The sequence below is a fragment of the Citrobacter sp. A316 genome, from assembly GCF_002042945.1.
GTDB lineage: Bacteria > Pseudomonadota > Gammaproteobacteria > Enterobacterales > Enterobacteriaceae > Citrobacter > Citrobacter portucalensis.
Map to the genome: position 1 here is coordinate 36854 of NZ_MVFZ01000007.1, position 18076 is coordinate 54929.

The following is an 18076-nucleotide window of genomic DNA, read 5'->3' on the forward strand; positions in this document are numbered from 1 at the left end:
AGAAAGCATTACGGCTTGGCGACAAAACCAATCGCTTCGTAAACGGCTTTCAGCGTAACAGATGCGCGGGCACTGGCTTTTTCGGCACCTTCTTTCATCACTTTCTGCAGGAAAGCTTCATCGTTACGGAAACGGTGATAGCGCTCCTGAAGCTCGGTCAGCATACCGGAAACGGCCTCTGCGACTTCACCTTTCAGATGACCATACATTTTGCCTTCGAAGTGCTGTTCCAGCTCCGGAATGCTCTTACCGGTGACCGCAGAGAGGATATCCAGCAGATTGGAAACACCCGCTTTGTTCTGCACGTCGTAGCGTACAACCGGCGGCTCTTCAGAGTCGGTCATCGCGCGTTTGATTTTCTTAACCACAGATTTCGGATCTTCCAGCAGGCCGATCACGTTGTTGCGGTTGTCATCCGACTTGGACATTTTCTTCGTCGGCTCCAGTAGAGACATCACGCGCGCGCCGGATTTAGGAATGAACGGCTCAGGTACTTTGAAGATGTCGCCATACAGGGCGTTGAAGCGCTGGGCGATATCGCGGCTAAGTTCCAGATGCTGTTTCTGATCTTCGCCAACCGGTACCTGGTTGGTCTGATACAGCAGGATGTCAGCCGCCATCAGTACCGGATAATCAAACAGACCGGCGTTGATGTTCTCCGCATAGCGTGCGGATTTATCTTTGAACTGGGTCATACGGCTCAGCTCGCCGAAGTAGGTGTAGCAGTTCAGCGCCCAACCTAACTGTGCATGCTCCGGTACGTGAGACTGCACGAAAATGGTGCTTTTTTCAGGATCGATACCGCATGCCAGATACAGCGCCAGCGTATCGAGCGTTGCTTTACGCAGTTGCTGAGCATCCTGACGAACGGTGATGGCATGTTGGTCAACGATGCAGTAGATGCAATGGTAGTCATCCTGCATGCTCACCCACTGACGCAGCGCACCCATATAGTTGCCAATGGTCAATTCACCTGAGGGCTGTGCGCCACTAAAAACGATGGGCTTAGTCATTTTTTGATTCCTGATTTTCGCTATGCGGAAGCCCGAGAGCGGGCAGTAGTTCATTAATACGGTCGTAAATAACGTCGGGCTGGCTCAGCGCGATCGACTCGCCGTAGTTGTAGCCATAGGTCAGGCCAACCGACGGGCAGCCAGCAGCTTTTGCCGCCTGAATATCATTGCGTGAATCCCCTACGAAGAGCATTTGCTCAGGCTTGATGCCAAGCTTGCTTGCCACCAGCAGTAGCGGATCCGGATGCGGCTTTTTATTCTGCACGTCGTCACCACCGATGACCACGCTAAAGTACTTGGCGATATCTAATGCTTCGAGCAATGGCGCGACAAACGGGGTCGGTTTGTTGGTCACCAGACCCAGCGGTAATCCTTTCGCATGCAGCGCGCCCAGCGTGTCGGCAACATCAGGGAACAGGAATGTCCCTTCTTCTGCGACATCGCCATAGTATCTGTCGAACAGCTTACGCAAAATACGTACCTGCTCCTCGGCGGGAATATCATCATCAACGGGCGGTTTACCCATCGTTTTACGTAAGGTCGCACGCTCCTGACGAGACCACGCCAGCGCGCGCTCCATCAGTACATCTGCACCGTTACCAATCCAGGTGATAACGCGTTCTTCACCAGCAACCGGCAGTTCCAGCGCATACAGCGCCATATCCACCGCTGCGGCTAATCCCGGCGCGCTGTCGACCAGCGTACCGTCGAGGTCAAATGCAGCGCCCCGAATATCCTGAAACTTATCCATGACTTACCTTCGCCAGTTCATTGCGCATTTCATCAATGACTTTTTTGTAGTCTGGTTGGTCGAAAATAGCGGAGCCTGCAACAAACATATCTGCGCCTGCTGCGGCAATTTCACCAATGTTGTTCACTTTGACGCCGCCGTCTACTTCGAGACGGATATCGTAACCAGATTCATCAATGCGACGACGCACTTCGCGCAGCTTATCCAGCGTTTGTGGGATGAAGGATTGCCCGCCAAAGCCTGGGTTAACGGACATCAGCAGGATCACATCGAGCTTATCCATAACGTAGTCCAGATAGCTCAGCGGCGTTGCCGGATTGAACACCAGGCCCGCTTTACAGCCATGCTCTTTGATCAGCTGTAAAGTGCGATCGACATGCTCGGAGGCTTCCGGATGAAAAGTAATGATGCTGGCGCCAGCCGCTGCGAAGTCAGGGACAATACGATCGACCGGTTTCACCATCAGGTGAACATCAATCGGGGCGGTGATGCCATATTTACGCAGCGATTTCAGTACCATCGGTCCGATGGTCAGGTTCGGTACGTAGTGATTGTCCATGACGTCGAAGTGCACGACATCGGCACCGGCAGTCAGCGCTCTCGCGGTGTCCTCACCCAGGCGGGCAAAATCAGCCGACAGAATTGAGGGGGCGATCAAATACTGTTTCATCCGCTTCTCCTTGAGATTTATTTCTTCGCAGGCGTTACGACTCCTGGTTTATACAGTGCCAGCAGTTCGTTCACCTTTTTACGCGTGCCGCCATTGCTGCTTATGCTGCGCCGCACTTTGACCTGAAAATGTTTCGCCGCTCGGTACCATTCACGGGTATCGGGCGTATCGTGGTTCGAAATTAACACCGGGATCTGCTTACTGACCAGCTTTTCTGCCATCTCGGCCAAATGTGCCTGCTCTTTCGGGCTAAAGCTGTTGGTGTGATACGCAGTGAAATTTGCCGTCGCCGAAAGTGGTGCATAAGGCGGGTCACAATAGACCACAGAGTTGCTATCCGCACGGTCCATGCACTCTTCATAGGAGAGGCAATGGAACTCCGCATTCTGCGCTTTCTCAGCAAAATGGTACAACTCGGCTTCCGGGAAGTAAGGTTTTTTATAACGCCCAAACGGGACGTTAAACTCGCCGCGCAGGTTATAACGGCACAATCCGTTGTAACCAAAGCGGTTCAGATACAAGAACAGCACTGCTCTGCGGAACGGATCCTGGCTGGCATTAAATTCTTCTCTGAACCGATAGTACACCTCAGCCTGATTGGTTTCAGGCATAAACAGCTCACGCGAAGCCTGCACATACTCATCGGTACGCGTCTTCACGATGTTATAGAGACTGATAAGGTCGCTGTTGATATCGGCAAGAATATAACGAGAAAAGTCGGTGTTGAGAAACACCGACCCGGCACCCACGAAAGGTTCAATCAGGCACTCACCCTGAGGTAAATGCCGTTTGATATCATCAAGCAGGGGGTATTTCCCCCCTGCCCATTTCAAAAAAGCGCGATTTTTTTTCATGCTGACTAACTAATTACACCTTCTCCGGCTGTGGAGAAAGCTCCGACAGCATCCTGCGCTTTAGTCTTTGTCCCGCAATTGGGCGAAACATCAAACCATTGCAGAACATATCCTATCTTACTTCAAATCGGCCTGAACCTGATGCAGCGGTTTTGCCCACGGGTTTTTCGCCTGAATATCAGCGGGTAACGTAGACACAGCACGTTTCGCATCTTCTTTAGACGCATACACGCCTGTCACCAGAACATACCACGGTTGACCGTTACGCGTCGTCTGGTACACCACATAGTTCTTCAGGTTTTCTTTCTTCGCCCAACCGTTAAGGTTGTCGTAGTTAGAAGAACTGCTGAGCTGCAGCGTGTAATGGCTGGACGGCGCAGATTTTAACGCTCCAACATTACCTGCACTTTTCGCTCCGCCAGCAACAGGCGTTGACGCTGTTGCGGTTGGCGCAGGCGTTGCGGTCTGAGCAGGCGTGGTATTCGCGGTTGCTTTCGGCTCAGCGGTCGCCTTCGGCGTAGCGGTAACCACAGGTGCTTTGGTTGTGGTCGTCGGCGCAGCTGCGGTTGGTTTTGCCTGAGCAACAGGTTTCGGCTCTGTCGGCGTCGCTTTCACCGTAGTTTGCGGTTTGCTCTTCGGCTCAATAACGGCCTGTTTGCGTTCCTGGCGCGGAGCAGCAGGACGTTCAGTCGTTTCCGTTTTCGCAGTCTGGCGCACAGCATTACCATTACGCATCGGCGCAACGGTCGCAGGTTCGGTCGGCAGCGTAGAGTTAACCACAGCGTTGTTAACCTGCTCCTGACCTTGCGGTTGTGTCAGAGCGTTGTTCAGATCGCCCTGCACTTCAACACGCTGCTGCCCTTCAGTTGCCGCAGGTGCCTGACCTTGAGTCGGGGTAGAGGAAATTGGTGGCAGGGAAACATCCTGCTGGGTATTGCCAGCGGTCTGCTCAGCGCCCGTTGCAGGAGCCGTTGCGCTCGCCTGATCCGTTGCATTGCTGCCAGAAAGATCGATGCTCTTCTCACCAGATGCTGCCTGCTCATTGGAAGAAGATGAGGGGGCTTTCAGCGCAGAACCAATGCCGATAATCAGCAGCAGCAGTACCAGAACACCCACACCCATCATCATATATTGGCGGGAGGCAGGCTTGCTGGTCGCTTTCTTACGCTTGCGCGGACGACGTTCTACACGCTCTTCATCCACAGCATCGTCATCAGATTCATACTCTTCTTCAATGTCCTGCTCTTCTTCACGCTCTTTGCGTGCGCGCGCAGGACGGCGATCGTCAGCATCCAGATCAACATCATCAAAATTGATTTGCGGCTCATTATCGCGTTCAGACGATTGACGAGAACGACCAGTACGACGATCGCTGGGATCGGGTTTCAGCTCGTCTTCTGGTTTGAATTCATCCATTTAACACCCCACTCAAAGGTTAATGCTTACGACTTTGCACATAACCTGAAGCTAAAAAACCTACGTTTCGCAACGTAAGCCTGACCTTTCTTGTTGTTACGCCTGCTGGCAATCAGCAATAGCGTTAAGAACCACCTCGTGCGACACTCCGCCGCGCACTTCACTCTTCCCTATCGCTCGCGGAAGCACCAAACGAATCTCTCCCGCTAACACTTTTTTATCTCGCAGCATGTGCGGCAGATAAGCCTCGGTGGACATTTCACGCGGCCCATTCACCGGCAAGCCTGCTCGCTGTAACAGCGTAATGATGCGCTGCGTATCAGCGGAGGTGAACTGACCCAAACGTTCTGACGTACGGGCAGCCATTACCATACCTGCGGCGACTGCTTCACCATGTAACCAATTGCCATAACCCATTTCAGCTTCGATCGCATGGCCAAACGTGTGTCCCAGATTCAGTAAAGCACGTAAGCCCATTTCGCGCTCGTCCGCTGCGACAACTTCTGCTTTCAGCTCACAACAACGACGAATACAGTACGCCATCGCCGGACCGTCCAGACGCAACAACGCATCCAGATTGTCTTCCAGCCAGCTGAAAAATTCACCGTCAAGAATGATGCCGTATTTGATCACTTCCGCCAGCCCCGATGCCAGCTCACGCGCAGGAAGCGTTTTCAGACAATCGAGATCCACCACCACGGAGGCCGGTTGGTAAAACGCGCCAATCATGTTTTTACCGAGGGGATGGTTTACGGCGGTTTTGCCGCCAACGGAGGAGTCGACCTGCGACAACAGGGTTGTCGGGACTTGAATAAAACGAACACCACGCTGATAACTGGCTGCCGCAAAACCGGTCAGATCGCCAATCACGCCGCCGCCAAGGGCAACTAACGTGGTATCACGACCGTGCGGTTTTTGCAGTAACGCGGTGAAAACCGTATCCAGAACCGTCAGGCTTTTATACTGCTCGCCATCGGGAAGGATAACGCTATCAACGTTAACACCCGCCTGTTCAAGTACGCCGCGAACCTTATCGAGATAAAGGGGAGCCAGGGTTTCGTTGGTCACCAACATAACCTGATCGCCCGATTTCAGCGGTAAGAATGAAGCTGGCTCATTGAACAAACCAGCCGCGATGGTGATAGGGTAACTACGTTCCCCGAGAGTGACTGTGATCCTCTCCATTACGCGACATCCACCTTAGTTACTTGTACCCGCAGACGAGTGTGTATTCAGCCAGAATTAGTTGCTTTCCAACATATGAATAATCTGGTTTGCTACGACTTTTGCGCTCTGATCGTCGGTGCGAATGGTCACGTCAGCAATCTCTTCGTACAGAGGATTGCGTTCGTCAGCCAACGCTTCCAGAACTTCACGAGGCGGTGATTCTACCTGCAGCAGCGGGCGTTTCTTGTCACGTTGAGTACGCGCAAGTTGTTTTTCAATTGTCGTTTCAAGATAGACCACGACGCCACGCGCGGAAAGACGGTTACGTGTTTCACGTGATTTTACAGAGCCACCGCCAGTTGCCAGCACAATACCCTGTTTTTCCGTCAACTCGTTGATGACTTTTTCTTCGCGATCACGGAAGCCGTCTTCACCTTCTACATCGAAGACCCAGCCCACATCAGCTCCGGTTCGTTTCTCAATCTCTTGATCAGAATCGTAAAATTCCATATTGAGTTGTTGAGCTAACTGGCGCCCAATAGTGCTTTTTCCGGCACCCATAGGCCCAACCAGAAAGATATTGCGTTTCTCTGCCATTTTTTCGGTACTACTAAGACTATTCGTTAATGGTAAACCCGCTTCGCAGACACCCAGCGCAGCAGGACATGAACTGAAACCTCATAAGATATTGCGAGAGTCAGACTGAAAATTATCTCAATACTCAAGCGGGTTTGGCAACTGAATAAATCACCAAACCTAACGCATTTCTGGTCGTGGCAGGCATGCTACCCTGCAAACATCAGACCTGGCGACGTATCGCGCAGTCAAATGACACCCAATAAGCCTATGGCACACCACCGGAAAGGCAAAGCGTATTCACTGCCGCATAAGTAAAGAAAAGTACCGACGCTCAAATCGGTACTCCTTGTATGCTAAATACACCCTCACGTCAAATCCCTGAAACGTGTTCAGTGCAAAAACAACGGCTTTTCATGCATAAGTTATTCCGTTGAAACCAGTCTGGGCGTAATAAAGACCACTAATTCGCGCCTTTCGTCTTCTTTACCATCATGGCGAAAAAGAGAGCCAAGCCAGGGAATGTCGCCTAATAGCGGCACGCTGTCGGCTGCAGATTTATTCTTATGTGAAAAAATCCCGCCAAGCGCAATCGTCTCGCCGCTTTTTACCTCGACCTGCGTTTCAATCTCTTGCTTGTCGATAGCCAGCACTTCGCCATCTGCTTGCTGTAGAACCTGTCCGGGAACATTCTGGCTGATATGCAGTTTCAGCCTGATTCTCCCTTTCTGCAACACCGTTGGTGTCACCTCCATCCCCAGTACCGCTTCCTTGAACTCGACGGATGTCGCACCGCTTTCACCGCTGGAGACCTGATAAGGGATCTCACTGCCCTGCTTAATACTGGCAGGTTGCAGGTGAGATGCCAGTAATCGTGGACTGGCGATGATATCCAACTGCTGCTTTTGCTCCAGCGCAGACAACTCCAGTTCCAGTAAACGACCGTTAATACGACCAATGTTAAATCCCACGCGGGATGTGGCGGTGGCTACAGAGAGATCGCTGGCAAGCGTTGTAACATTCCCAACCGCCCCCGGTTGTTGTGCGTCAGCCAGCGACCACTTCACCCCCAGCTCGCGCAAACTTTTTTCATTAATGGTGACGATATGCGCCGCCAGTTCAACCTGAGCAACCGGCAAATCCATTTGCGCCACCCACTTTTCCAGGGTGTTAAGCGCAACGCTATTATCACGCAGCAGTAAGCGGTTAGTCCGTTTATCCACCGTCATGCTCCCTTTGGCGCTGAGCAGCTTTTCTCCTGCTTTTGCCAGCTCGGTGGCATCGGCATAGTGCAAAATAATGCTGCGCTGCTCCAGCGGCAAACTGGCCTGAATCCGCGCCTGTTCATTGTCCTGGCGGGCCGCATTGTCATTCTGCCATTGAACAGAATGCACATGCAGGATATTGCCCTCCTGGCGTAATACCAGCCCGGCACTTTTTACCACCGTCTGCAATGCCTGCTTCCAGGGGACATCCGTCAAATGCAGCGACAGCATGCCGCTGACATCTGGCGAAACAACCAGGTTTTTCTGTTCCTGTTCAGCCAGCGCCTGCAATACCTGCGTAACCGGCACATCATCGACCACCAGCGTCACGTTTTGCGGTTTCGTCGCCAGCGCGTTCGTTATCCCGACCGCCAGTACCATTACTATCAACGCTATCCATCGCTTCATTTACCGCTCCTTGTCGTTGCCACTGCCACCGCGGCGGTTCGCATTTTTTTTCTGTGTCGAGGGTTATGTTCTGGGCCGTTATCTGCGTAATCGTCCAACCGTTTTTCAGGACGTCATTTTGCTTTACCCGCCGCCATTTTTTCTGGCTATCCTGAACGATGCCCATGGGTCGCGAGCCCTGGCTCACCATGCCCTGAAAACGCCATGTCGACAGCTCAGCAATTTGGCAATGGTCCTCCGGCGGCAGGAAGGGATTACGCATACCGGTGAGCATCAGTACGCTCATACATGCCAACAGCCAGCGTTCAACCGTCATTCAGGCGCTCCAGCTGTAGCGTTAGCAGCAGCTCCGCGCCTTCTGCGCTAAGCGAAAATCGACTGACGTTCATCCCCTGATCCGCCAGTTGGATAAACATCTGCGGGATGGCATCCCAGGCTGGTTTCAGCATCATCTCTCCGCCTTGCGCGGAGGGCTGCCAGTGGATAAGACGAGTGAGGGAAGTCTGAAACAACAGCGGGGAGAACGGGGTCAGTTTCTCTTCAGGCTCTTCTGGTGATGCCACCAGCAGATAGACATCTCGCCATTGCATCTGAATAGCTGCACGTTGCTGGACCAGCGTCTCGCGTTGCATAGCCCGCTCCCGCGCTACGGGGTAAAGACATAACGTCACCAGTATGAGTAACCCCAGTATCCAGCCACACCAGCAGATGAGTCGAAAGCGCGGCGACTGCGCTAACCAGACATCACAGAGCGTTATCATGCGCACAGCTCCGTGTCAGTCGATAGTGGAATTGCCAGCGTCCCTGCGCATCCTGCTGCGTTTCACCGGGGCTGCTCAACTGAAACAATGGCTGCTGACGTAATTGTGCTTCCAGCGTCTTCAGCGCGGCAAAGTTCAGCGTGCTTCCCGTCAGTTCCAGCGTGTCCTGCTGCCAGGTCATTTTTGTTAACCACGCCTGCTCCGGCAGTAATTCCGCCAGCTCTTGCAAAACCCGCTGCCAGCTTTGGGTCTGCTCACGCTGTTTGTTCCTTGCCTGCACCTGCTGCCATCGTTGCTGGCGCTGCTGCATACGCGGCTTTAGCGCCATTAAGGCCTCGGCCCGCGTCTTTTCGGCGTCTGCCAGCAACAATTCAGTCCGATGTTCTACACTCAACACGCTGTAATAGCGCAACAACACGCCAATACTAAGCAAGAGTGAAGCGCTAAATAAGATGCCCCAGAAGCGCAGGCAAGCGTAACGCCGAGCCTGACGCCAGGGCAGAAGATTAATGGTCGTTATCATCAGTATGCGTCCCCCATAGCGAGTCCCAGAGCAATGGCGAAGTGATGGCTTTGCGTTGGAATGGGCGGCTGGCGTACAGACACGACGCTTAAAGGATCGAAGCCGCCAGGAAAGCATTGCACAATGGCTGTCGAGGGCAGAGACAATGTCGTGGCAAGCTCATCGATACTGCCAATATCACCCGTTGATTTACGCCCCCATGCCGAACGGGTCGCCCATAACCACTGGGCATCATCACGCCATACCAGACACTGGTGATGCTCCGGCAAGAAGGGAATAAATCGCTGTAGCGCGCTGGCATCCGGTGTAATCGCCGTAACCTGCACCTTCAGGGTTTGGATAAGCGTCAGAAGCGCTGAAATCTCTTTGCTTTGCGCAGCAGTGACGTTAAACGCCGGACTCAACGTGTCTTCGCTATAATCAAAATGCAGCGCATCCGGCGCCATATCCAGTTCACGCGCCATCGAACCGGACAACCATGCAGTTTGCTCTGGCTCGCGTAACGTCATTGTCGGACGAGGAAACTTTTTTTGTAACGTCCTGTTGGCGGGGAAAGAGAGATGAATACGGTGTCGGCGAGGGAGCTCCCGGCTCCACGGCAGTAGCGCGGCGACAAACTGGTCAGGCTCGCGAATGTGGCCATCGACGATAGCCTGAGGCGTCAGCGGTATACGCCACCAACGCTGTAGAAACCAACCGGATGCGTCGCGAACAGCCGCGACAGCCAGCGCTTCATGTTGCTGAATATGCAGGCCAATTTTCCAGATATTGAAAGCCATTGCTGATGATCTCCTTATCACCCGTCGCTTTAACGGGTATATCAATGCGTCTGGCTTGCCTTTATACTACCGCGCGTTTGTTTATAAACTGCCCAAATGCCACTAAATGGGAAATCTCCAGTGAAGTTCGTAAAGTATTTATTAATCCTTGCAGTATGTTGCATCCTGCTGGGAGCAGGCTCGATTTATGGCCTCTATCGCTATATCGAGCCGCAATTGCCTGACGTCGCGACGCTCAAAGATGTGCGTTTACAGATCCCGATGCAGGTTTACAGCGCTGACGGCGAGCTGATCGCGCAATATGGCGAGAAACGTCGAATCCCGGTCACGCTGGATCAGATGCCGCCGGTAATGCTCAAAGCCTTTATCGCCACAGAAGACAGCCGCTTTTATGAGCACCATGGGGTAGACCCGGTGGGGATCTTCCGTGCGGCAAGCGTCGCGCTGTTCTCCGGTCACGCGTCGCAAGGGGCGAGTACCATTACCCAACAGTTGGCGAGAAACTTCTTCCTGAGCCCGGAACGTACGCTGATGCGTAAGATCAAGGAAGTGTTCCTGGCAATCCGCATTGAACAACTGCTGAGTAAAGATGAGATCCTCGAACTGTATCTGAACAAGATCTATCTGGGGTATCGCGCCTATGGCGTGGGTGCTGCCGCGCAGGTCTATTTCGGTAAAACGGTTGATCAGCTCAGCTTAAGTGAAATTGCGGTGATTGCCGGCCTGCCAAAAGCGCCGTCAACCTTCAACCCGCTCTATTCGATGGACCGTGCAACCGCGCGACGTAACGTTGTACTGTCGCGTATGTTGAGCGAAAACTACATCACGCAGGCCCAGTACGATCAGGCGCGCGGCGAGGCCATTGATGCCAACTACCACGCGCCGGAAATCGCTTTCTCTGCACCGTATCTGTCTGAGATGGTGCGCCAGGAGATGTATAACCGTTATGGCGAGAAAGCCTATGAAGACGGGTATCGCATCACCACCACCATTACGCGCAAAGTGCAGCAGGCGGCTCAGCAGGCAGTACGTAACAACGTGATGGATTACGACATGCGCCACGGCTACCGCGGCCCGTCGAACGTGCTGTGGAAAGTGGGCGAAAGCAGTTGGGACAGCAAGAAAATTACCGATACGCTGAAAGCGCTGCCGACTTATGGCCCTCTGCTGCCAGCGGTTGTTACCAGCGCCAATCCGCAGGAAGCCATTGCCGCGCTGGCGGATGGTACGTCAGTGTCATTACGCATGGATGGTATGCGCTGGGCGCGTCCTTACCGCTCGGATACTCAACAAGGCCCAACGCCGCGTAAAGTGACCGACGTGGTTCAGACCGGCCAGCAAATCTGGGTACGCCAGGTGGGCGATGCCTGGTGGCTGGCGCAAGTGCCAGACGTCAACTCCGCACTGGTCTCCATCAACCCGCAAAACGGCGCGGTGCTGGCGCTGGTGGGTGGTTTTGACTTCAACCAGAGCAAGTTTAACCGTGCAACCCAGGCGTTACGTCAGGTGGGCTCCAACATCAAGCCATTCCTGTATACCGCCGCGATGGATAAAGGTCTGACGCTGGCGAGCATGCTCAACGACGTACCGATCTCCCGCTGGGATGCCGGTGCCGGCTCCGACTGGCAGCCGAAGAACTCACCGCCGCAGTATGCTGGCCCTATCCGTTTACGTCAGGGGCTGGGTCAGTCGAAAAACGTGGTGATGGTACGCGCCATGCGCGCCATGGGCGTGGATTACGCGGCAGAGTATCTGCAACGTTTCGGCTTCCCGGCACAGAACATTGTGCATACCGAGTCGCTGGCGCTGGGTTCTGCTTCGTTCACACCGTTGCAGGTGGCACGCGGTTACGCAGTGATGTCTAACGGCGGCTTCCTGGTCGATCCGTATTTCATCAGTAAGATCGAAAGCGATATGGGCGGCGTTATCTTCGAAGCGAAGCCGAAAATTGCCTGCCCGGAATGCGATATTCCGGTGATTTACGGCGATACCCAGAAATCTAACGTGCTGGAAAACAGTAACGTAGAAGATGTCGCCGTCTCGCAGGAACAGCAGAATGCCGCCGTGCCTATGCCACAGCTTGAGCAGGCTAACCAGGCACTGGTCGCGCAAAGCGGAACACAAGAGTACGCTCCGCACGTGATCAACACACCGCTGGCCTTCCTGATTAAAAGCGCGCTGAACACCAATATCTTTGGTGAACCAGGCTGGATGGGAACCGGTTGGCGTGCAGGTCGCGATTTACAGCGTCATGATATCGGCGGGAAAACCGGGACCACCAACAGCTCTAAAGATGCGTGGTTCTCCGGTTACGGGCCAGGGGTAGTAACGTCGGTATGGATCGGCTTTGATGACCATCGCCGCAACCTTGGTCATACGACAGCTTCCGGCGCGATCAAAGACCAAATCTCAGGCTACGAAGGTGGCGCGAAGAGTGCGCAGCCTGCATGGGATGCTTACATGAAATCCGTGCTGGAAGGTGTGCCTGAACAGCCGCTGACGCCGCCGCCGGGTATCGTGACGGTCAATATCGATCGCAGCACAGGACAACTGGCAAGCGGTGGCAATAGCCGCGCAGAGTATTTCATTGAAGGTACTCAGCCAACGCAGCAGGCGGTACACGAGGTGGGAACAACCATTATCGATAATGGTGAGACACACGAACTGTTCTGATCAATTGCCGGATGGCGCTTCGCTTATCCGGCCTACAAATTCGGTACAATTCTTTGATCTTCCGGAATTTTGTAGGCTGGATAAGGCATCAATTGGCAATCGTAATTAAAGCCGCCCCTGCCCTTTCAACCATTCCCGTACGAGGAACAGCGCACTGACATTACGTGCTTCGTGAAAATCAGGATCTTCCAGCAAGTCCATCAAATGCGCCAGCGGCCAGCGCACCTGCGGTAATGGCTCGGGTTCATCACCCTCCAGCGATTCAGGATATAAGTCCTCTGCCACCACGATGTTCATCTTGCTGGAGAAATAAGATGGCGCCATGCTGAGTTTCTTTAAAAACGTCAGATCTTTTGCGCCAAACCCCACCTCTTCTTTCAGCTCCCGATTCGCCGCCTCAAACACGCTTTCGCCAGGATCGATTAATCCCTTAGAAAAACCCAGTTCGTAGGACTCGGTCCCGACCGCGTATTCGCGAATAAGGATCAGGTGGTCGTCAACAATCGGCACAATCATTACCGCTTCACGCGTGGATGGACGCATGCGTTCATAAACGCGGCGTACGCCATTGCTGAACTCAAGGTCCACGCTTTCGACCTTAAAAAGCCGGGATTGGGCGACGGTTTCCACTTTCAAAATCGTGGGTTTCTGTAATGATTTGCTCATTGTGAGGATCTTTGCTGTGAAATCTGGGGTTATTGTGCGATATACCGCACGGTTTCGGCAATGTGAATTGCCGTTTATTTACATTTATGTAACGTACTAAAAGTTAATCCCTATTTCAAATTAAAAGTCAATAGGTTGAAATAACTCCAGGAATTTGCTGATATTCCATTTTTAGTGATTTTGCTATGATTCGCATTTACTGGGCTGTACTTAAAGATGCTCAAGTTCGACTCCACACTTGCCGATAGCCAACCACAGAATCACGAATATTGAACAGGGTGCGACTGACCACGCCTGACAGACTAAGTAAGATGGGGAAAGCATGAGCACCATTCTGATTTTTTTAGCTGCTTTGCTGGCCTGCTCATTGCTTGCAGGATGGCTACTCAAATCAAAATCCAGGCAGAAAAATTTACCCTTGAGCAGCGTCTTCTCAGACGCCTCGAAACGTAAACTCGCGCCTGAAGAACGCAGTGCAGTCGAAAACTATCTCGAAAGCCTTAGTCAAATTCAGCAAGTACCTGGTCCAACGGGAGCCAGTTCTGCGCCGGTCTCATTAACGTTGAATGCCCAAAGTAATAGCGTCATCGTGCTTACTCGTTCGATTACACGTTACGGCATTACCACCGACGATCCTAACAAATGGCGCTACTATCTTGATTCCGTTGAGGTACATCTTCCCCCTTTCTGGGAACAATACATCAATGACGAAAACAGCGTTGAGATAATCCACACCAATACGATACCGCTGGTTATCTCGTTGAACGGCCATACGCTGCAGGAATATATGCAGGAAGCGCGAGGTTATGCGTTACAGCACACAGCGTCCACCCAGGCGTCAATTCGTGGTGAAGAAAGTGAGCAGATTGAACTGCTGAATATTCGCCAGGAAACCCATGAAGAATATGCGCTCAGCCGTCCTTCGGGATTGCGCGAAGCATTGCTGATAACCGCCTCATTCCTGCTGTTCTTTTTCTGTTTGGTTATCCCGAATACGTTTGTTCCGTGGGCAGTCGGTGGCGCGGTGCTGCTGTTAGCTGCGGGTCTGTGGGGATTGTTCGCCCCGCCGTCCAAAAGCGCCCTGCGGGAAATTCATTGTCTGCGCGGTACGCCGCGTCGCTGGGGGTTGTTTGGCGAAAACGATCAGGAGCAAATTAATAATATCTCGCTGGGTATTATTGATCTGATCTACCCACCTCACTGGCAGCCTTACATCGCCCAAGACCTTGGCCAGCAAACGGATATCGATATTTATCTCGATCGCCACGTTGTCCGCCAGGGGCGTTTTTTATCTCTGCACGATGAAGTGAAAAACTTCCCGTTGCAGCACTGGCTGCGCAACGCCGTCATCGCAGGCGGCTCCTTGCTGGTACTGCTGATGCTGCTGTTTTGGATCCCGCTGGATATGCCGATAAAGGTCACGCTTTCCTGGATGAAGGGCGCGCAAACTATCGAAGCCACCAGCGTTAAACAGCTCGAAAACGCGGGCGTTCGCGTGGGTGACACGCTGCACCTGAGCGGTACGGGTATGTGTAACATTCATACCCAAGGGAGCTGGAATGCGCAGCCTGCCACGCCGTTTATGCCTTTCGATTGCTCACAAATTATCTGGAATGACGCGCGCGCATTGCCGTTACCTGAGTCTGACCTGGTGAATAAGGCTATCGCGCTCACGCAGGCAGTGAGCCGCCAGCTACATCCCAAACCTGACGATGACTCTCGCGTCAGCGCATCGCTACGCTCGGCAATCCAAAAGTCCGGCATGGTATTACTGGACGATTTTGGTGAGATTGTCCTGAAAACGGCCGATCTGTGTGCAGCCAAAGATGAATGTGTACGCTTAAAAAATGCGCTGGTTAACCTCGGTAACAGTAAAGACTGGGCCGCGCTGGTGAAGCGAGCGAACGCAGGCAAACTGGATGGTGTGAACGTGCTGCTGCGTCCGGTAAGCGCAGAGTCGTTAGATAATCTGGTGAATACCTCTACAGCGCCGTTTATTTCACGCGAGACTGCGCGAGCAGCCCAGGCGCTGAATAGCCCTGCCCCCGGTGGTTTCCTGATTATCAGCGATGAAGGCAGCGATCTGGTCGATCAGCCATGGCCGACGACCTCGCTATATGACTATCCACCCCAGGAACAGTGGAACGCCTTCCAGCGCCTAGCGCAGATGCTGATGCAGACATCGTTTCGCGCGGAGGGGATCGTCACCAATATTTCGACTGACGCCAATGGCACCCAGCACATTGGCCTGCACCGTATTCCGGATCGTTCAGGATTATGGCGCTACCTTGGCACGACGCTGCTGATGTTTTCCATGCTCGGATGCGCTATCTACAACAGCGTGCAGGCATTCAGACGCTACCAGCGTCACCGCACCCGCATCGCGGAAATTCAGAGCTACTACGAAAGTTGTCTAAATCCAACGCTTATTGACGACCCGGAAAGCCTGATTCGATAACACGCTCGCGCGACAGGATATGCTACCCTGTCGCGCATCATGTTTTCTTCTGGGGAGTTTCCATGCAAATCAATATTGCCTGGCAGGATGTCGACACCGTATTACTCGATATGGACGGCACGCTGCTCGACCTGGCATTCGATAACTATTTCTGGCAAAAACTGGTGCCGGAAACCTATGGCGCGAAGCAGGGTATCTCTCCTCAGGAAGCTCAGGACTATATTCGTCAGCAGTATCATGCCGTGCAGCATACGCTAAACTGGTACTGCCTGGATTACTGGAGCGAGTGCCTGGATCTGGATATTTGCGCCATGACAACGGAACAGGGACCGCGCGCCGTTTTGCGTGAAGATACCGTACCGTTTCTTGATGCCTTAAAAGCCAGCGGCAAGCGCCGTATTTTGCTCACCAACGCACATCCGCATAATCTGGCGGTGAAGCTTGAGCATACCGGTCTGGCCTCACACCTTGATTTATTACTTTCCACCCACACATTTGGTTATCCCAAAGAGGATCAGCGGTTATGGCACGCTGTGGCTGAAGAAACGGGAATGAGTGCAGAGAAGACGCTGTTTATTGACGACAGCGAACCCATTCTCGACGCCGCTGCTCTGTACGGTATTCGTTACTGCCTCGGCGTGACCAATCCCGACTCCGGCATCGCCGAAAAACAGTACGCACGCCATCCGTCACTGAATGACTACCGCCGACTGATCCCCTCACTAATGTGAAGGAGACGCCATGAAAGAAAAGCCCTCTGCTGAAGTCAGGCTGGATAAATGGCTGTGGGCTGCACGCTTTTACAAAACGCGTGCGCTAGCCCGCGAAATGGTTGAAGGCGGTAAGGTGCACTACAACGGCCAGCGCAGCAAGCCGAGCAAGATTGTCGAGCTGAACGCCACCCTCACCCTGCGCCAGGGAAATGACGAGCGAACGGTCATTATCAAGGCCATTACCGAGCAGCGTCGCCCGGCCACGGAAGCCGTTACGCTGTACGAAGAAACCGCGGAAAGCGTGGAAAAACGCGAAAAAGTGGCGCTGGCGCGTAAACTTAACGCGTTAACCATGCCGCACCCGGACAGGCGACCGGACAAAAAAGAGCGCCGCGACCTGTTACGATTTAAACATGGCGACAGCGAGTGACTGTCACCTGCAAGAGAGATGATTATGCCGCAACATGACCAATTACATCGTTATCTGTTTGAAAACTTTGCCGTGCGCGGCGAACTGGTGACCGTTTCGGAAACCCTGCAACAGATCCTCGAAAATCATACTTACCCGCAGCCGGTCAAAAACGTGCTGGCTGAGCTACTGGTTGCCACCAGCCTGCTCACCGCCACGCTGAAATTTGCCGGTGATATCACTGTGCAGTTGCAGGGCGATGGTCCGCTGAGCCTGGCCGTCATCAACGGCAACAACAATCAGCAGATGCGCGGCGTGGCCCGCATGCAGGGTGATATTCCTGAAGATGCCGATCTGAAAACGCTGGTGGGCAACGGCTACCTGGTGATCACCATTACCCCAGAAGAAGGCGAGCGCTATCAGGGCGTGGTCGGTCTGGAAGGTGACACGCTGGCAGCGTGTCTGGAAGATTACTTCATGCGTTCTGAACAGCTGCCGACACGCCTGTTCATCCGCACTGGCGACGTCGATGGCAAACCCGCTGCTGGCGGAATGCTGCTGCAGGTAATGCCGGCGCAAAACGCACAGGCAGATGATTTCGATCACCTGACAGCCCTGACCGAAACCATTAAGGCCGAAGAGCTGCTGACGCTGCCGGCCAACGAAGTGCTTTGGCGCCTGTACCACGAAGAAGAGGTTACTCTCTACGATCCGCAGGACGTTGAGTTCAAATGCACCTGTTCACGTGAACGCTGCGCAGGCGCACTGAAAACATTGCCGGACGAAGAAGTGGACAGCATTCTGGCGGAAGAAGGCGAAATCGATATGCACTGCGATTACTGCGGTAGCCACTATCTGTTTAACGCCATGGATATTGCTGAGATCCGCAGCAACGCCTCCCCTGCCGATCCACAGGTGCATTAATCACCGTCTTGCCTGATAGGCCTACGGAAAAACAGCCGTAGGCCTGATAA

Annotated in this window: 18 protein-coding genes; 5 read left to right on the plus strand and 13 right to left on the minus strand. The window is 53.3% G+C overall.

Annotated elements, in window-relative coordinates:
• Positions 1–8 precede the first annotated feature (8 nt).
• The 12 genes from trpS to BZK41_RS10415 all read right to left on the minus strand — a co-directional run bounded on the left by trpS (position 9) and on the right by BZK41_RS10415 (position 10183).
• The gene (gene trpS / locus BZK41_RS10355; RefSeq protein WP_003827687.1) at positions 9–1013 is read right to left on the minus strand and encodes a tryptophan--tRNA ligase; all 1005 of its coding nucleotides are present in this window, start codon (positions 1011–1013) and stop codon (positions 9–11) included.
• On the minus strand, positions 1006–1764 hold the full coding sequence (gene gph / locus BZK41_RS10360; RefSeq protein ID WP_003837920.1) for a phosphoglycolate phosphatase: 759 nt from the start codon (positions 1762–1764) through the stop codon (positions 1006–1008). Before gph ends, trpS begins: the two co-directional genes overlap by 8 nt.
• A complete protein-coding gene (gene rpe / locus BZK41_RS10365) occupies positions 1757–2434 on the minus strand; it encodes a ribulose-phosphate 3-epimerase (RefSeq protein ID WP_003023561.1) in 678 nt (225 codons plus the stop codon). Before rpe ends, gph begins: the two co-directional genes overlap by 8 nt.
• 17 nt (positions 2435–2451) lie before the next feature.
• Entirely contained in the window at positions 2452–3288 is an 837-nt protein-coding gene (gene dam, locus BZK41_RS10370) for an adenine-specific DNA-methyltransferase (RefSeq protein WP_003023558.1), read from the minus strand.
• Between the two features lie 117 nt (positions 3289–3405).
• The gene (gene damX, locus BZK41_RS10375) at positions 3406–4704 is read right to left on the minus strand and encodes a cell division protein DamX (protein ID WP_079938104.1); all 1299 of its coding nucleotides are present in this window, start codon (positions 4702–4704) and stop codon (positions 3406–3408) included.
• A 96-nt stretch (positions 4705–4800) separates the two neighbouring features.
• Positions 4801–5889 carry a 3-dehydroquinate synthase gene (aroB, locus tag BZK41_RS10380; protein ID WP_003827681.1) on the minus strand — a complete coding sequence of 363 codons (1089 nt, stop codon included), beginning with the start codon at positions 5887–5889 and terminating at the stop codon, positions 4801–4803.
• A 57-nt stretch (positions 5890–5946) separates the two neighbouring features.
• Positions 5947–6468, minus strand: coding sequence for a shikimate kinase AroK (aroK, locus tag BZK41_RS10385; protein WP_003023552.1), 522 nt, complete (start codon positions 6466–6468; stop codon positions 5947–5949).
• A 404-nt stretch (positions 6469–6872) separates the two neighbouring features.
• Positions 6873–8120: a DNA uptake porin HofQ gene (gene hofQ, locus BZK41_RS10395; protein WP_079938105.1), complete on the minus strand. Its 1248-nt coding sequence runs from the start codon at positions 8118–8120 to the stop codon at positions 6873–6875.
• The gene (locus BZK41_RS10400; RefSeq protein ID WP_079938106.1) at positions 8023–8436 is read right to left on the minus strand and encodes a HofP DNA utilization family protein; all 414 of its coding nucleotides are present in this window, start codon (positions 8434–8436) and stop codon (positions 8023–8025) included. The genes hofQ and BZK41_RS10400 overlap by 98 nt, the downstream gene beginning before the upstream one ends.
• The gene (locus tag BZK41_RS10405) at positions 8426–8881 is read right to left on the minus strand and encodes a hypothetical protein (protein WP_079938107.1); all 456 of its coding nucleotides are present in this window, start codon (positions 8879–8881) and stop codon (positions 8426–8428) included. Before BZK41_RS10405 ends, BZK41_RS10400 begins: the two co-directional genes overlap by 11 nt.
• Entirely contained in the window at positions 8865–9404 is a 540-nt protein-coding gene (locus tag BZK41_RS10410; RefSeq protein WP_079938108.1) for a PilN domain-containing protein, read from the minus strand. The genes BZK41_RS10405 and BZK41_RS10410 overlap by 17 nt, the downstream gene beginning before the upstream one ends.
• Positions 9404–10183 (minus strand): DNA utilization protein HofM, encoded by a 780-nt coding sequence (locus BZK41_RS10415; RefSeq protein ID WP_079938109.1) that lies wholly within the window; start codon positions 10181–10183, stop codon positions 9404–9406. The genes BZK41_RS10410 and BZK41_RS10415 overlap by 1 nt, the downstream gene beginning before the upstream one ends.
• Positions 10184–10303: 120 nt before the next feature.
• Here BZK41_RS10415 and mrcA point away from each other — a divergent pair, with 120 nt between their 5' ends.
• Complete coding sequence (gene mrcA / locus BZK41_RS10420; protein WP_048227408.1) at positions 10304–12856, plus strand: peptidoglycan glycosyltransferase/peptidoglycan DD-transpeptidase MrcA; 2553 nt, start codon at positions 10304–10306, stop codon at positions 12854–12856.
• A gap of 105 nt (positions 12857–12961) precedes the next feature.
• Here the strand turns inward: mrcA and nudE are convergent, their stop codons facing one another.
• A complete protein-coding gene (nudE, locus tag BZK41_RS10425) occupies positions 12962–13522 on the minus strand; it encodes an ADP compounds hydrolase NudE (protein WP_003827667.1) in 561 nt (186 codons plus the stop codon).
• A gap of 322 nt (positions 13523–13844) precedes the next feature.
• Between nudE and igaA the strand changes: the two genes are divergently transcribed.
• The 4 genes from igaA to hslO all read left to right on the plus strand — a co-directional run bounded on the left by igaA (position 13845) and on the right by hslO (position 18026).
• Positions 13845–15980 carry an intracellular growth attenuator protein IgaA gene (gene igaA / locus BZK41_RS10430; protein WP_079938110.1) on the plus strand — a complete coding sequence of 712 codons (2136 nt, stop codon included), beginning with the start codon at positions 13845–13847 and terminating at the stop codon, positions 15978–15980.
• A 62-nt stretch (positions 15981–16042) separates the two neighbouring features.
• Positions 16043–16711, plus strand: a complete 669-nt coding sequence (yrfG, locus tag BZK41_RS10435) for a GMP/IMP nucleotidase (protein ID WP_016157638.1) — start codon at positions 16043–16045, stop codon at positions 16709–16711.
• 10 nt (positions 16712–16721) lie between these two features.
• Positions 16722–17123, plus strand: coding sequence for a ribosome-associated heat shock protein Hsp15 (hslR, locus tag BZK41_RS10440; protein ID WP_016157639.1), 402 nt, complete (start codon positions 16722–16724; stop codon positions 17121–17123).
• A 24-nt stretch (positions 17124–17147) separates the two neighbouring features.
• Positions 17148–18026: an Hsp33 family molecular chaperone HslO gene (gene hslO, locus BZK41_RS10445; protein WP_003023531.1), complete on the plus strand. Its 879-nt coding sequence runs from the start codon at positions 17148–17150 to the stop codon at positions 18024–18026.
• Positions 18027–18076 lie beyond the last annotated feature (50 nt).

What these genes read in the sequence shown, in the direction of transcription:
- trpS (WP_003827687.1), bottom strand. Translation starts at nt 1,013, where the DNA reads ATGACTAAGCCCATCGTTTTTAGTGGCGCACAGCCCTCAGGTGAATTG.
- gph (WP_003837920.1), bottom strand. Translation starts at nt 1,764, where the DNA reads ATGGATAAGTTTCAGGATATTCGGGGCGCTGCATTTGACCTCGACGGT.
- rpe (WP_003023561.1), bottom strand. Translation starts at nt 2,434, where the DNA reads ATGAAACAGTATTTGATCGCCCCCTCAATTCTGTCGGCTGATTTTGCC.
- dam (WP_003023558.1), bottom strand. Translation starts at nt 3,288, where the DNA reads ATGAAAAAAAATCGCGCTTTTTTGAAATGGGCAGGGGGGAAATACCCC.
- damX (WP_079938104.1), bottom strand. Translation starts at nt 4,704, where the DNA reads ATGGATGAATTCAAACCAGAAGACGAGCTGAAACCCGATCCCAGCGAT.
- aroB (WP_003827681.1), bottom strand. Translation starts at nt 5,889, where the DNA reads ATGGAGAGGATCACAGTCACTCTCGGGGAACGTAGTTACCCTATCACC.
- aroK (WP_003023552.1), bottom strand. Translation starts at nt 6,468, where the DNA reads ATGGCAGAGAAACGCAATATCTTTCTGGTTGGGCCTATGGGTGCCGGA.
- hofQ (WP_079938105.1), bottom strand. Translation starts at nt 8,120, where the DNA reads ATGAAGCGATGGATAGCGTTGATAGTAATGGTACTGGCGGTCGGGATA.
- BZK41_RS10400 (WP_079938106.1), bottom strand. Translation starts at nt 8,436, where the DNA reads ATGACGGTTGAACGCTGGCTGTTGGCATGTATGAGCGTACTGATGCTC.
- BZK41_RS10405 (WP_079938107.1), bottom strand. Translation starts at nt 8,881, where the DNA reads ATGATAACGCTCTGTGATGTCTGGTTAGCGCAGTCGCCGCGCTTTCGA.
- BZK41_RS10410 (WP_079938108.1), bottom strand. Translation starts at nt 9,404, where the DNA reads ATGATAACGACCATTAATCTTCTGCCCTGGCGTCAGGCTCGGCGTTAC.
- BZK41_RS10415 (WP_079938109.1), bottom strand. Translation starts at nt 10,183, where the DNA reads ATGGCTTTCAATATCTGGAAAATTGGCCTGCATATTCAGCAACATGAA.
- nudE (WP_003827667.1), bottom strand. Translation starts at nt 13,522, where the DNA reads ATGAGCAAATCATTACAGAAACCCACGATTTTGAAAGTGGAAACCGTC.
- igaA (WP_079938110.1), top strand. Translation starts at nt 13,845, where the DNA reads ATGAGCACCATTCTGATTTTTTTAGCTGCTTTGCTGGCCTGCTCATTG.
- yrfG (WP_016157638.1), top strand. Translation starts at nt 16,043, where the DNA reads ATGCAAATCAATATTGCCTGGCAGGATGTCGACACCGTATTACTCGAT.
- hslR (WP_016157639.1), top strand. Translation starts at nt 16,722, where the DNA reads ATGAAAGAAAAGCCCTCTGCTGAAGTCAGGCTGGATAAATGGCTGTGG.
- hslO (WP_003023531.1), top strand. Translation starts at nt 17,148, where the DNA reads ATGCCGCAACATGACCAATTACATCGTTATCTGTTTGAAAACTTTGCC.